Source organism: Rubrobacter marinus, from assembly GCF_011492965.1.
GTDB classification, from domain to species: Bacteria; Actinomycetota; Rubrobacteria; order Rubrobacterales; family Rubrobacteraceae; genus Rubrobacter_F; species Rubrobacter_F marinus.
On the sequence record NZ_CP045122.1, the window covers coordinates 80869 to 94436 of the forward strand.

General features: G+C 70.4%; 15 protein-coding genes and 1 pseudogene. All 16 read left to right on the forward strand.

The window, feature by feature from the left end; genetic code table 11:
* Positions 1–51 precede the first annotated feature (51 nt).
* The 16 genes and pseudogenes from GBA65_RS21660 to GBA65_RS21730 all read left to right on the forward strand — a co-directional run bounded on the left by GBA65_RS21660 (position 52) and on the right by GBA65_RS21730 (position 13324).
* On the forward strand, positions 52–552 hold the full coding sequence (locus GBA65_RS21660; protein WP_166398714.1) for a DUF305 domain-containing protein: 501 nt from the start codon (positions 52–54) through the stop codon (positions 550–552).
* A 143-nt stretch (positions 553–695) separates the two neighbouring features.
* Positions 696–1058 (forward strand): NADH-quinone oxidoreductase subunit A, encoded by a 363-nt coding sequence (locus GBA65_RS21665; protein ID WP_166398878.1) that lies wholly within the window; start codon positions 696–698, stop codon positions 1056–1058.
* Entirely contained in the window at positions 1055–3295 is a 2241-nt protein-coding gene (locus tag GBA65_RS24830; RefSeq protein ID WP_228282061.1) for a heavy metal-binding domain-containing protein, read from the forward strand. The genes GBA65_RS21665 and GBA65_RS24830 overlap by 4 nt, the downstream gene beginning before the upstream one ends.
* Positions 3296–3431: 136 nt before the next feature.
* Entirely contained in the window at positions 3432–3569 is a 138-nt protein-coding gene (locus GBA65_RS25880; RefSeq protein WP_323127110.1) for a hypothetical protein, read from the forward strand.
* On the forward strand, positions 3566–4207 hold the full coding sequence (locus GBA65_RS21680) for an NADH-quinone oxidoreductase subunit H (RefSeq protein ID WP_323127111.1): 642 nt from the start codon (positions 3566–3568) through the stop codon (positions 4205–4207). The genes GBA65_RS25880 and GBA65_RS21680 overlap by 4 nt, the downstream gene beginning before the upstream one ends.
* 21 nt (positions 4208–4228) lie before the next feature.
* The gene (locus GBA65_RS21685) at positions 4229–4759 is read left to right on the forward strand and encodes an NADH-quinone oxidoreductase subunit J family protein (RefSeq protein ID WP_166398715.1); all 531 of its coding nucleotides are present in this window, start codon (positions 4229–4231) and stop codon (positions 4757–4759) included.
* Positions 4756–5064, forward strand: coding sequence for an NADH-quinone oxidoreductase subunit NuoK (nuoK, locus tag GBA65_RS21690; protein ID WP_166398716.1), 309 nt, complete (start codon positions 4756–4758; stop codon positions 5062–5064). The genes GBA65_RS21685 and nuoK overlap by 4 nt, the downstream gene beginning before the upstream one ends.
* Positions 5061–6884 (forward strand): NADH-quinone oxidoreductase subunit 5 family protein, encoded by a 1824-nt coding sequence (locus GBA65_RS21695; RefSeq protein WP_166398717.1) that lies wholly within the window; start codon positions 5061–5063, stop codon positions 6882–6884. The genes nuoK and GBA65_RS21695 overlap by 4 nt, the downstream gene beginning before the upstream one ends.
* Positions 6885–6901: 17 nt before the next feature.
* Positions 6902–8374: a complex I subunit 4 family protein gene (locus GBA65_RS21700; RefSeq protein ID WP_166398718.1), complete on the forward strand. Its 1473-nt coding sequence runs from the start codon at positions 6902–6904 to the stop codon at positions 8372–8374.
* Positions 8375–8379: 5 nt separating this feature from the next.
* The gene (locus tag GBA65_RS21705) at positions 8380–9777 is read left to right on the forward strand and encodes an NADH-quinone oxidoreductase subunit N (RefSeq protein ID WP_323127112.1); all 1398 of its coding nucleotides are present in this window, start codon (positions 8380–8382) and stop codon (positions 9775–9777) included.
* 79 nt (positions 9778–9856) lie between these two features.
* On the forward strand, positions 9857–10360 hold the full coding sequence (locus GBA65_RS26965) for a Fur family transcriptional regulator (protein WP_407691138.1): 504 nt from the start codon (positions 9857–9859) through the stop codon (positions 10358–10360).
* A gap of 2 nt (positions 10361–10362) precedes the next feature.
* Positions 10363–10824 (forward strand): annotated as a pseudogene (locus GBA65_RS26970) (HoxN/HupN/NixA family nickel/cobalt transporter); the annotation flags it as partial.
* Positions 10825–10912: 88 nt separating this feature from the next.
* Positions 10913–11068: a hypothetical protein gene (locus tag GBA65_RS24835; protein WP_228282062.1), complete on the forward strand. Its 156-nt coding sequence runs from the start codon at positions 10913–10915 to the stop codon at positions 11066–11068.
* 305 nt (positions 11069–11373) lie between these two features.
* On the forward strand, positions 11374–11991 hold the full coding sequence (locus GBA65_RS21720) for a class I SAM-dependent methyltransferase (RefSeq protein ID WP_228282063.1): 618 nt from the start codon (positions 11374–11376) through the stop codon (positions 11989–11991).
* A gap of 120 nt (positions 11992–12111) precedes the next feature.
* Positions 12112–12705: a hypothetical protein gene (locus GBA65_RS21725; protein ID WP_166398721.1), complete on the forward strand. Its 594-nt coding sequence runs from the start codon at positions 12112–12114 to the stop codon at positions 12703–12705.
* A gap of 61 nt (positions 12706–12766) precedes the next feature.
* Complete coding sequence (locus tag GBA65_RS21730; protein WP_166398722.1) at positions 12767–13324, forward strand: RES domain-containing protein; 558 nt, start codon at positions 12767–12769, stop codon at positions 13322–13324.
* Positions 13325–13568: the final 244 nt, after the last annotated feature.

A 13568-nucleotide genomic window follows, 5' to 3' on the forward strand; every position in this document is an offset into this window, starting at 1 on the left:
TCTCCTGCCCGCCGTTGCCGCTAGAGCCACCGACGGGAGGAGAAGCAAGGCATGGCGACGCAGAACGGAAGGACCGCCCCGGCGGAGCTGGTAGTAAACGGGGAGTACTCCGACGAGCGCTTCATCGACATGATGGCCGCTCATCACGCCATGGCCATCGAGATGGCGAAGGTAGGCCGGAAGAACGCCGAGCACGAAGAGGTCAAGCAACTGGCGGAGGGGATAATCTCCGAGCAGCAGGGCCAGATAGAGGAGTTGAGCTCCATAATGGAGAGGGAGTTCGGCTCGCCCGAGGTGGCGGACACGATGAACCCGCAAGATTCGTCCATGTACGCCATGCTGATGCCGGACCAACTCGCCGGGCAACGCCCCTTCGACAAGGCCTTTATAGACTCCAACGCCCCGCACCACGCCGCAGGCGTGGAGATGGCCGGAGTGGCCCTGATGCAGAGCGAGAACGCCGAGATAAGGCGCCTTGCCCGGAGCATCGTAGACGCCCAATCGCGGGAGCTGGGGCAGATGATCGGGTGGCGCCAGCAGTGGTACCCGTAGGGCTGACCCTCCGAGTCTGCCGCGCCCCCCGCCCTTGGGGAGCCAGGTCGGCTTGTTGTATAGGGGGTAGGGGTATACACTGACGGCGATACGGTACGAGGAAGAACCGCGACGTCGGGACGGTACGAGAAATGAGCACCACGATAACGGCTCTACAGCAGTACGCGTTGTTGCTGGGTCTGATCGTCGGGACGTTGGGGCTGGTCTTGAGCCTCTACGGGATCTCGCGTTCCGTGTCCCGCACGCGCGCGGAGAAGGCAAAGGACGTTCCGGCCACGTCCGGCGAGCTCTCGCCGGAGCCGGTGTGGGTCCGCTACCACGTCCGCTACTACGGGTACGCGCTTCTTTTCCTGGCCTTCGACATGGAGATGGCGTTCATGTACCCGTGGGCGGTCGTGTACAGGGAGCTCGGGCTCGTCGCCCTGCTCGACATGGGCGTCTTTCTCGCGATCCTGTTTCTCGGGCTACTCTACGGGTGGAGCCAGGGGGCGCTGAGGCGCCAATGAACGCCACCGGCCGGCGGGAGGCGCGGGTCTCGTGGCTCGGGCGCCTCATGGCCCGGGCGGGGGCCCAAGAGCTCGCGGCGTTCGTCGTCCCCGGCCCGGAGGTCGCACGCTCGCGCGGTCTGAACCTTGCGGCGGCGGGCCTGCCGATCGCGGATACGCCGCGGCACGCCAGCGTGCTGGTGCTCGTGGGCGAGGTGCCGGCCGGGCTGAAGGACGCTGCGGCGGTGGCCTACGCCCAGATGCCGCGCCCGCGGGCGGTCCTCGCCGTCGGGGCGGGGGACGTCTCGCCGCTCCCCGAGCCCGACGTCTCCGTTTCCCCCGACCAGGACGCCCTCGCCGAGGGCGTGGCGGAGCTACGGCGCTCCTTCGCCGAAGGCGCCTTCTGTCCCGGAGCGGCCGACTTCGACGTCGAGGCGGTCCGCACCCGGACCGAGTACGCCTGCCCGATGCACCCCGAGGTCGTCCGGGAGGAGCCGGGATCTTGCCCCATTTGCGCGATGGACCTCGTGCCGCGCGACGCCGCCATGGGGGGCATGGATCACGGAGGTATAGGCCACGGCGCGATGGACCACGGAAGCATGGACCATGGCGCCCACGACGACGGCTCGCAAGGGACGATGGAGCACGACGGTCGCGAACACGAGGACCGCGGCTCCATGCACCACGAGGAGGACGGGGAGGGGCGAGGGGAGCCGGACGGCGCCCACGAGGAGGCCGTGGATCACGGCTACATGCAGCACGGTCCGGGCACCGACTCGGGGAACCGCGTGCACACGGGCCACGGCGAGATGTCCCACGGTGAGACGGAGCAGGCCGAGAGCCAGGCCGTGGCGCGGTATGCCTGCCCGATGCACCCGGAGGTCGTGAGCGACGAGCCGGGCTCTTGCCCGAAGTGCGGCATGAACCTCGTTCCGCGCGAGGGCGATGGGGCGAACCGAGAAGAGCACGGCGGACACGCCGGGATAGAGCACGAGGGCGCCGCCGGGGAACACGAGCCGCACGAGGGCATGAATCACGGCGGAGAGAAGGACCACGCCGGGCACGAGGGTGGCTCGGAAGAGCAAGCCGGCGCCATGGTTCATGGCGGCCCGGACCAAGGCGACATGGATCGCGGCGGTACGGACCACGAGAACATGGGGCATGGCGGCATGGACCACGGGGGCATGAACCATGGTGGAATGGGCCATGAAGGGATGGATCACGGGGACATGGGCTTTATGTCGATGGTGGAGATGACGCAGGGGACGCCGCGCAGCTCCGACGGGCTCCAGATGGAGTGGGTGGAAGCGACGTTCGGGCCGCTATTCCCGGGGTTGCCGGGGGGGCTATCCCTCACGTTCACCCTGGACGGCGACACCGTCGCCGAGACGGAGGTCGGGGGGGAGATGGAGGGTTGGGCGCCGGTCGAGATCCTGGCCGGTCCGGCGGACGGGCTCGCCGATCGCGCCGCGCGCCTGGACCCGCTCTCGCCGGTGGCGTACCGCCTTCTGGCCCTTCGGGCCGTCGAGGACGCCACGGGCACGCCCCCCGACGAGGAGACGGCCCTGGCGCGGGTCGGCGCCCTGGAGCGCGAGCGAGCGGCGAGCCACCTCGGGTGGCTGGCGAGCTTCGCCCACCTTTTGGGCTACGCATGGCTCGAGGGGCGGGCCGCGAGGCTGCAGCTCGCCCTGCTCGGGGCAGAGGACGCCGGCGCGGTCGCGCGGCTCCGCGGCGAGGCGAAGGGCCTCGGGCGCAGGGTCGAGCGGACCCCGCTGCTCCGGCGCAAGCTCGCGGGGCTCGGCGAGCTCGGCGAGGAGTCCCACGTGCGCGGCCGGCTGGCTAGGGCCGCCGGGAGGTCCGCCGATGTTCGCGCCGACGACGAGGCGTACCGGTCTCTGGGCTTCGGGCCGGTCGTCGTGGATGGCGACGACGCCCTATCCCGCCTCCGGGCGAGGCTCCGGGAGATCGAGCAGAGCATCGACCTCGTGGAGAGGGCGGGCAAGATCTCGCTCCCCGACGGCGCGCCCCGGGAACGGGAACCCGCCGCGGGCACGGGGACCGCGACCGTGGAGACGCCGCGCGGGGCAGCGACGCTCGGCGCGACGTTCGAGGGGGGAGAGGTGGTCGAAGCGGAGCTCGATTCGCCCTCGACGCGGCGCCTCTCGCTGGTCGAGGGCGTGACCGAGGGGCAGGAGTTCGCGAACGCCCTCGTCGCGGTGGCCTCGCTGGATCTGAGCCCGTGGGAGGTCGCGCGGTGAGCACGGTGGTGGTGATCATCGTGCTGCTTGCGGCGGCGTACGGGGTCGCGGTGCTGGAGGGCTGGGCGTCTACGGGGCGCTTGCGGCCGGCCGGGCCGGTGCTCTCGGGGTGGCGCTCCTCGGGCGCGAATCGATCGTGCCGAGGCAGCCCGACAGGATCTTCTTCGAGGTCGGGCCGGTGCTGCTCCTGGTCTCGGCGGTGCTGGCGGCGGCGGTCCTGCCCTCTCGCCGGGGCTGGTCGTCACCGACCTCGCCACGGGTGCGCTCTTCGTGAACGCGGCGTGGGTCTACGTGATGGTCGCGCTCCTCATGGCCGGCTGGGGGCCGGACGGAGCGTACTCGATGGTGGCGGGCTTCCGCTTTTTAGGCCAGCTCGTCGGCTACTCCATGCTCATCGTCATGGCGGTCACGGCGGTGGCGATGCGCGCCGAGTCCTTGTTCACCACGGACATCGTGACCTCGCAGGGCGCTCTGCCGAACGCGGTCTACCAGCCGGTGGGCTTCCTCCTGTTCTTCCTCGCCGCGATGGCGGTCTGCTTCTTGCCCCCTTTCGACTTGCCGACCGCCCCCGGCGAGCTCGCCGGCGGGGTCGAGGCCGAGTACACGGGGGCGCGCCTCGCGGTCATGCGGCTCGGCCGGTTCGTTCTGGTCTTCACGCTCGCGACGGCGGTGACGGTCTTTTACCTGGGCGGGTGGCTCGGGCCGGTCCTGCCGCCGTGGGCCTGGACGCTGCTCAAGACGCTTTTCGTGGCGGCGGTGATGCTATTCGCCGGCCGGTACGTGCCGAGGTTGCGCGAGGAGCACCTCCTGGCCTGGGGCTGGAAGATCGGTATCCCGCTCGCGCTCCTGAACATCTTCTACGTGGGCGTCGTTCTGCTGCTGTTCGGGTCACCGTCCTCGACGTCCATGTAGGTTGCTGGGAAGGGTGATGGCATGATCTTGCAGGCGGTTTTCATGGGCCTCTTCGGGCTCGCGGCGATCTGGTTCGCCGTGGTGGTCTTCAGGACGGCCTCGATGGTGCGCTCGGCGCTCGCGCTCCTGTTCTCGCAGGCGGCGTTGGGCGCGATGTTCCTCGCGATGCAGGCCGAGTTCTTGGGGGTCTTGCAGATCATGATGATGGGCACCGAAATGGCGATCATGGCGATCTTCATGGTCATGTTCATGATGGACCCGGGCGGTCTCTCCGGGATGGAGATGACCCACCAAAAGCGGGTCTCGGTCATCGCCGGGGTGGTCGCGGCGTTCGGTGCTCTCGGCGTGGCCTTCCTCGCCGGCTGGGGACCGGTCGTGGAGGCCGCTCCCAGCCCGCGGGAGCAGTTGGTGGGCCTGGGCCTGGACCTCATGGAGCGCTCCATGATCATCTTCGAGGCCACCGGCGTCACGATCCTGACGGCCATGATCGCGGCCACGGCCGTCGCGGTGGCGGCGAGGGGCATCACGAAGCGGAAAGAGGAGCGCGGATGATCGCGCTCTACGTGGCGCTCCTCGTCGGGGCGATCCTGTTCGGCATCGGGCTCTACGGCGCCCTCTCACAGACGAACCTGGTGATGATCATGATGGGCGTGGAGGTGATGCTGGGCGGCGCCCTAGTGAACCTGGTCGCCTTCTGGCGCTTCCTGAGCCCGGAGAACTACTCCGGCCAGACCTTCTTCCTCATCGTGATGACGGTAATGGCCCTCGACATGGCCGTCGGCTTCGGCGTGGGCACCGCCCGTTTCAGGGCGAAGGGCTCGGTCGAGTCGGAGGAGGCCGGGGAGTTGAAGGGGTGACGATCGCCGCCCTGACGATCCTCGGCCCCCTGGCGGCCGCCGCCCTCATCCTCGTCCTGAGGCGCGTCGCCCCGGCGCTCGCCGTCGCAGGGACCGGCGTCTCACTCGCCGGCGCGCTCCTCACGCTGGTCCGCGTCGCGGGGGGCGCGCGCTACGAAGCGGTGCTGCCGGGGCTGCCGGAGATGCCCTTGCGGCTCGTCGTCGAGCCCCTGACGGCGGTGCTCGCGGCGCTCGTCGCGGTCGTGAGCTTCTTCGTGATGGTCTACGCGGTGGGCTACACGACCGGGGAGGGCGGCAAGGTGCGCTTCTTCTCGGTGATGTCCCTGTTCGCGGCCGCCATGCAGACCCTCGTGATCGCCGGCGACTGGGTACTCCTGCTCGCGGCGTGGGAGGTCATCGGGTTCGCCTCGTTCCTCCTGATCGGGTTCGACTTCGAGCGCGCGGGGGTGGGCCGGGCCGCCCTTCGCGCCTTCCTCTACACCCGCTCGGCCGACCTCGGGCTCTACGTCGCCATCTTCGTCCTGATCTCCCGCACCGGGACGAGCGAGGTTTCCGCCACCCTGGGGGCGGGCGGCGCGGCGGCCGTCGCGGCAGGGCTCCTCCTGCTCCTCGCCGCGATGGGCAAGTCCGCCCAGACGCCCTTCCACGGCTGGCTCCTGGACGCGATGGCCGGTCCCACCCCGGTCTCCGCCCTGCTGCACTCGGCCACCCTCGTCGCCGCCGGTGCCGTGCTCCTGATCCGCGCCTTCCCCCTGCTCCCGCCGACGGTGCTCGTCGTGGCGGGCGTCGCGGGCGGCCTGACGGCGCTCGTGACCGGCCTCACGGCCCTCGCCCAGCGCGACCTCAAGCGCCTGCTCGCGGCCTCCACCGCGAGCCAGTACGGCCTTATGCTGCTCGCCGTCGGCGCCGGCTCCCCCGTGGCGGCCCTCTTCCACCTCCTCGCCCACGCCGCGACCAAGAGCTCGCTCTTTCTCGGCGCCGGCGTCTTCCAGCACGCGGCAGCGGGCTCCACCGATCTCGCGGACCTGGAGGGCGTGGGCCGCGCCCACCGCCGGGTCTTTCTCGCCTTCGTGGTCGCCGGCCTCGCCCTCGTTGGCGTCCCGCCCCTGAGCGGTTTCTTCTCGAAAGACGCGATCCTGGCGGCCTCGTTCGCCTCGCCCGCCGCCTGGATCCTCGCCCCACTCGCCCTCGCCGGGACCCTGCTCACCGGCCTCTACGTCGCCCGCGCCCTCAGGCTCCTGTGGCGCGGCACGGAGGAGGCGGGGTCCGTCGCCGGCATCGGGTGGATGGGCGCGGGCCTCGCCGTCCTCGCCGCCCTGTCCGCCACTCTCGGCCTTGCCCTGCCCCTCGTCGCCGACCTGCTGGGGGCCCCGGCGCCGGAGGAGACGCTGCTCGTCGGCGCGGCCGGTCTCGTCGCCGCGCTCGTGGGGCTGGCCCTGGGTTGGCGGATACCGGGCTTCCGGCTGCTTGGGCCGCTCCTCGGGCCCTCCGAGAGGGGCTTCCGCACGGGCGGTGGATTCGACGGTCTCGTAGCCCGCCCGGCGCTCTCCGCGGCGCGCGCCCTCGACCTCTTCGATCGGGGCGTGCACGCCGTCGTCTTCGGCGTCGCGCGGGCGGGCCTCGCCCTGGCAAGCGCCTCCAGGGTCGCCGACGAGCGGGGGTTAGACGGCGTCATCCGCGCGCTCGTGCGCGGCGCCCGTAGCCTCGGGGGACGGGCGCGCCGGTTGCAGTCGGGGCTCGTCCACAGAGAGCTCCTGCTCGCCGCCGCGGGCGGCGCGCTCATCCTCGTGTTTCTGGCAGTAGGCGTAATCGGTTTATAGAGAGAAGGGGTAGGCGAATGTTTCCCGTAGTCTCCGTAACGCTCTTCCTCCCGCTCCTGGGTGCGCTCGTGCTGGTATTCTTGCCGGGGCTCTCCGCGCGCGCCGCGCACTTGGTCGGCCTCGTCGCGGCCGGGCTAACGCTCGTGGCCTCGGGGGTGGTGTGGGCTCGCGGAGCTCTCGGAGGGGGCTTCTCGCAGGTCGAGGAGGTCCCCTGGATCCCCTCCCTTGGCGTCGCCTACCGGGTGGGGGTGGACGGCATAAGCCTGCCGCTCGTCCTGCTCACCACGGTCCTGTTCTTCGTCGCCCTCGTCTTCTCGCTGGAGATAACCGAGAGGGCGCGCTCCTACGTGGCCCTCTTCCTGCTCCTGGAGACGGCCTCCATCGGGGTCTTCGTCGCGCTCGACGCGATCGTGTTCTACGTGTTCTTCGAGGTGACGCTCGTCGGGATGTACTTCATCATCGCCGACTGGGGCTACGAGGGACGCCAGCGCGCAGCGCTCACGTTCTTCATCTACACCCTGCTCGGCAGCCTGCCGCTCCTGCTCGCGATCCTCGGCCTCTACCTGGCGTCACAGCCCAACACCTTCGACATGCGGGAGTACATCGCCGACCCGCCGCTCACCGGGCTCGCGGCGATGCTCGCCCTCGTGGCGATGCTCGTGACCTTCTTCGTGAAGACCCCGGTCTTCCCGGTCCACACGTGGCTCCCCCTGGCGCACACCGAGGCCCCGACCGCCGGCAGCGTGATCCTGGCCGGCGTCCTGCTGAAGATGGGCACCTACGGCCTGGTCCGCTTCGCCCTGCAGATGACCCCGGACGCCTTTCGCGCCGCCGCCCCCTACGTCGCGATCCTCGCCGTCTTCAGCGCCCTCTACGGCGCCTTCGTCGCGCTGGCGCAAACGGACCTCAAGCGCCTCGTGGCCTACACGAGTGTCAACCACATGGGCTACGTCGTCCTCGGGGTAGCCGTCGCCGCCGCGACCACCGACGCCTCCGTCGCCGCGCTGGCCCTCGACGGGGCGGTCCTGCAGATGGTGAGCCACGGCGTCGTCACCGGCGTCCTCTTCCTGCTGGTCGGCGCTCTGCAGGACAGGGCGCACACGCGCGAGATGGGCGCCTTCGGGGGGCTCCTCCGGGCGGCGCCCGTCCTGGGGTGGGGCTTCATCCTGGCCGCCTTCGCCTCCCTGGGGCTGCCGGCGCTGGCCCACTTCCCGGCGGAGTTCCAGATCTTCTTGGGCACGCTCCGGGTTTACCCCGCGGGCGTGCTGGTGGTCCTTGGGATCGTGGTGACGGCAGGGTTGTACCTGCGTGCCATAGTGACGGTCTTCCTCGGCGAGCTGCCCGAGAGGTGGAAGGGGACGAAGGATCTCGACGCGCGCGAGCTGTTGTCCATAGGCCCGCTGCTCGCGCTGACCGTATTGATCGGGGTGGCGCCGTTCCTGGTGCTCGGCGTGGTCCACGAGACGACGCGGGCGATGGGCCTCCTGTGAACGGGATGCAGGACATGCCGCAGGGCGGCGGGGGGATGCAGATGGCCCAGGACCTGGCGCTGCTCGCACCCGAGATCGCCGTTCTCCTCACGGCGGTCGGGGCGCTCGTCTTCGAGATGCTGCGCCTGCCGAAGGTCTCCCTGCCGTTCACCGTGATAGGGCTGCTCGTCGCCGCCGGCCTGACGGTGCCGCTCCTCGGCACCGAGACCACGGTCTTCTCCGAGACGTTCCGCGTGGACGCCCTCTCCGAGTGGGCCAAGCTCGTCCTCCTGCCGGCCACGGTCCTCTGCGTCGTCCTCTCTTACCCCGAGGTAAAGGACACCGACCGCGAGGGGACCGTGTACGTCCTCTTCTCGATGACGGCGTTGGGGGCGCTCGTGCTCGCCGGAGCGGGGGACGTCATGTTCCTCGTAATCGGCGTGCTGCTCTCCAGCGTGGGCTCCTTCCCTTTGGTCGCCTACCCCCGCGACGACCGGGCCACCGAGGCGGGGATGAAGTACTTCGTCTTCGGGTCGGTGGCCCTCGCGGTCATGATCTTCGGGATCACCTACTGGTTCGGGGCGACGGGCTCCACTCTGATCTCGGACCTCCCCCGGCTTTCGGGTGCCCCGCTCGCCGCCGTCTTCGGCCTCGTCGCGGCGCTCGTCGGCCTGGGCTACAAGGCCTCGCTCGTCCCGTTCCACTTCTGGGCCCCCGACGCCTACGACGGCGGCCCCGTCTCGGTGGCGGCGTTCCTCTCGGTGGTCCCGAAGACCGGCGCGATCTTCGCGATCGCCCAGATCGCGCGCGACCTCCCCGCCGGGGCGAGCGGCTGGCCGCTCGCCGTCGCCGCCCTGGCCGTGCTCTCGATGACCTACGGCAACCTCGCGGCACTCGTGCAGGAGAACGTCGTGAGGCTCCTCGCCTACTCGGCCATCGCCCAGTCCGGCTACTTCCTGCTCGGGGTCGTCGCCGTGGGGGAGAGCGGCCTCGCCGTGAGCTCCCTCGTGGTCTTCGCCGCCGCTTACGCCGCGATGAACATCGGGGCGTTCGCGGTCGTGGCGCTCGCCGGGCGGGATCTCAGGGACTTCGCCGGCCTCGGACGGTCGAGGCCGGCGGCGGGGGCTGCGATGGTTGTCTTTTTGATCTCGCTCGTCGGCATCCCCCCCTTGGGCGGCTTCGTGGGCAAGTTCCTCCTCTTCGGCGCGGCCATCGACGCCGGGTTCGCGTGGCTCGCCATCGTCGGCATCCTAAACAGCGTCGTCTCGCTGGCCGTATACCTAAGGATCGTGGTGTCGATGTACGGGCGGGCGAAGGAGGCCCCCGTCTCCCCGCGGCCGGTCGCGGCGGTATGGGTGACGGCGCTGGTCTTTACCGTCGGCGTGGGGCTCGCAGCACAGGTGCTGCTAGGGCGGGTGGCGTGAGGGCACCAGACGGCGTGGATCCCGCCCATCCCTTGCTTGTTGCGTCTGCGGCGTGCTTGTGCGAATTATTCGCGTCTGCATGGAGACATCGTGTACCAAAACCTTGCGCGAGAGGGGGGTGCGCGTCACCCCTCAACGGGCCCACGTCTGGCGGCTCCTGGCGGGGTCGGGGGGTCACTTCCCGCCCGAGGAGATCTGGGAGCGTACGAGGGACGAGCTACCCGGGATGGAGCTTTCGACGGTCTACCGAATCCTGGACGCGTTGCGCGAAGCGGGCCTGGTGGTGGACAGCCGCTTGCCCGAGGGTCCGCGCGTCTTCGAGGCCCGGGCCTCGTCCCGCCCGCACCTCGTCTTCGAGCGGTGCGGGCGGGTGGGGCACCCCGAGCCCGAGGCGGCGGAGCGGCTCTCACGGGCGGCGGGGCGGAACCTCGGCGGGTCCGGGTCGAGGAGCTGCACGTGGTCGCCCTGGGGCTGTGCGCCCGCTGCGCGGGGGATTGACCCGCAAGGAAACCGAAGGGGAGGGTACGCGTGTCTGTGCTCGACGGTTGGCTGGAGGGGTTCATGCACGGCTCGGCAGGCTTAGGGATGGTGCTGCTGGTGAGCCTTTTGTTGGGTTTGCGGCACGCCTCGGACCCGGACCACCTGGCGGCGGTGACCACGCTCGTCGCCTCCGACGAGGAGCGCGACAAGCTGCGGAAGGCGGGGCTTTTGGGGTTGGGGTGGGGCCTGGGCCACGGCACGACGCTCGTGCTCGTGGGGCTGCCGCTCGTGCTCGTGGGGCGCTACCTTCCCGAACCCGTCTCCCAGGCCGCCGAGGTCGTGATAGGGGTCATCATATTGCTGCTGGCCGTCCGGCTCCTCGCGAGGTGGCGACCGGGGCTCTTGCGCGCGCACACCCACGACCACCCCGCAGGGGGGGCGGCGCCTCACCGCCACGTGCACTCGCACGCGGGTAAAGTCGGCGGCAGCCACGAGCACCAGCACGCGAGCGCCCTGCGCACGCCGCTCTCGGCGTACGGCGTGGGCCTCGTACACGGGATCGGGGGGGCTCACGCTGCTTCTGCTCTCGACGATATCCGACAGGACCGAGGCCACGGTAGCGCTCCTGCTCTTCGCGGCGGGGACGGCCGTCTTCATGGCGGTGCTCTCGACCGTCTTCGGGCTCGTCATAGCGGGCGGGCCGATAGGACGAAACTTCGAGCGGGTGGCTCCGGTATTGGGGGTCCTGGGCGTGGCATTCGGCCTCTGGTACGCCCTCGGTGCCTTGGGCCTCGCGAATTACCCCTTCTAGTCTACGAAGGGTGCGGGGCCGAATCGCTTGAGCGTTGTTCAAGCGTCGGTACAGGACCGGCCCCACGAGCTGCCCGAGCATGAGGCGGAGCACGGCCCCGTGGAGAGCCCTTCTTGCCGCGGAACCCTTTCCAGATCTTCACGGCATTGGTCCAGCCGCTTGCCGGCTTCATGAGAGCCTGAGGGCGCTCCCACTTCCTCCGGGTAAAACTGGCGGGGAGGGCCGTCGCGCCGATGTCGCACGCGTCCTGCTCCGGGCGAATGGCCGCTCCGTGCGGGAGAAGGAAAGCAGGAAGGAGCACGACCTTGAACCTTGCTCACCGCCTCGTTTGCCGTTCGGGACCTTGGCGGTGGTTTGTCCGGCGCAGGTTGGTCCCGTGGGCCCTCGAGGGGCTGAACCTGGGCGAGAACGTCCTCGAGCTGGGGCCCGGTCCCGGCCTCACCACCGACGTCCTCCGTGAGAGGGTCCCCCGCCTCACCGCCGTCGAGATCGACCCGCGGCTCGAAAGCGCCCTGCGCAAACGCCTGGGAGGCACCAACGTCGAGGTGGTCCGGGCGGACGCGACGGCGCTGCCCTTCCCGGACGGCTCGTTCTCGGCCGTTCTATCGTTCACCATGCTGCACCACGTGCCGTCCGCGGCCCTCCAGGACAGTTTGCTGGCGGAGGCCCGGCGTGTGCTTGGCCCAAGGGGTGTCTTCGCGGGGACGGACAGCACGCCGAATCTAGCGGCGCGGTTGGCGCACCTGCGTGACACGTGGGTTCCGGTGGACCCGTCCACCTTCTCGCGCAGGCTCGGGGCGGCCGGGTTCCGCGACGTCGCGGTGAGTAAGGGACCCGGAGAGTTCAGGTTCCGCGCGTTCGGGCATAGGGAGCGATCCGGCCTCAAAGCGGCGCCCTCCCTCTCCCTCCCTTCCTCGCGGTAAGCCCCCGGACCGGGCCGCGCAAAGCTGAACCACCCAAGCGCACGCTCCCGAAAACACTTGACAGACTTGACAGAATCTGGAGCTCGCGGTAAGATTGTTTCGGAAGGACGGGAGGACTCGATGCTCGGAGAGCTCGAACGCAGATTGGAGAGGTACGGACCGGAGGAGAGGGCGCGGCGCGAGAGGTTGATCGGCAGCCTCGCCTCGCTGGTCCTGTCCGACGACTCCGGCGAGAAGATGAGGGAGATCGAGGAGATCCTCGAGGGCTTCCCGAAGGTCTCCGAAGAGGAGGAGCCCTCGCCGGCGGCGCTTGAGGCCGCGAGGGCACGCAACTTGTTGCGGGTGCTCGAGGACCGCCGCCGTCTCAGGAGCGAGTGCTTGAGGCCCGCGGAGGTCGGCTCCTCCATGGGGGTGGGCCGCGAGAGGCTCAGGCAGTTGCGCGAGGCCGGCAGGTTGGTGGGGATACGCCAGGGTGAGAAGAGGCCGACGCTGTACCCGTACTGGCAGTTCGGGGGCGACGGGGGGGCGCTTCAGGGCCTCGAGGAGGTGGTGCGGGCCGCGCGCGAGGCCGGCATGGGGGAGGAGACGCTCCACTTCTTCGCCACGGAGCCGAACGGCAGGCTCGGGGGGGAGCGCCCGGCGGACCTGCTCAGGCGAGGGGAGGCCGGCAAGGTGGCCGAGGTATTGCGTTCCTCCGGCCTCGGCCGTTTCTAGGGCGTCCCCGAGATTGCCGCCGCCGAGGCTCAAGGCACCGCCGCGCGGAGCGCTGCCGGCGGTGGGCCTCCGCGCGTGGGACAAGCCCCTGTATAGGGTGCAGGGCTCGGTCCCGCACTCCGGCAGCCTCGGCACCGAGGCGTACCCGACGCCGCTGCACCGCTTCGACGCGCCCGCGGGCCGCTACCCGATCACCTACGCCAACGACTCCCGCGTCGGGGTCTTCGCCGAGGTCTACGTCGACAGGGGCCGCAGGCTCGGGATGGAGGACGCCGACCGGAGGCTGGTGCGCATCGAGCCGGACGCGCCGCTGCCGGTGTTGGACCTGCTCTCGGACGACACCTTGGGCCTGCTCGACCTGGACGAGCGCATCTCCACGGGCGACGACTACGAGCGGTGCCAGCAGTGGGCCCTGAAGGCGTACGAGTCCTTCGAGGAGCTCTGCGGCATCCGCTACGGTGCCAGGTGCGCCGGGCGCCGGACCGCGAACTACGCGCTCTTCGCCGACCGCTGCGCCTCGCGCGTCGAGGCGCGAGATCTCGGGCGGCTCGCGGACCTTGCGGACGTGGTCTTGGCCGCCGCCGACGTCTACAAGCTGCGGGTGCGGTTCCTGGCGTGACCGAGACCTCGCGGCCGAGACGATACCGCACGAGCACGCCGGTCCTGCCTACCGCCCGCGGCCGGTGTACGCCGTGCTCGAGCCTGCGGATCCAACACGAGCGCGCGCCTCTGGTCTGCAGCGGCGAGCGCCCTCGGCCCTAGGGCCGAGGGCGCTCCGAGGAAGGATCCGGCGGCTTCGGCTCTTTTAGTCGAGCCGGCACCTGCTCCACCGCCTTTTGGCGATCAAGTCGCGTGCGCCGGTA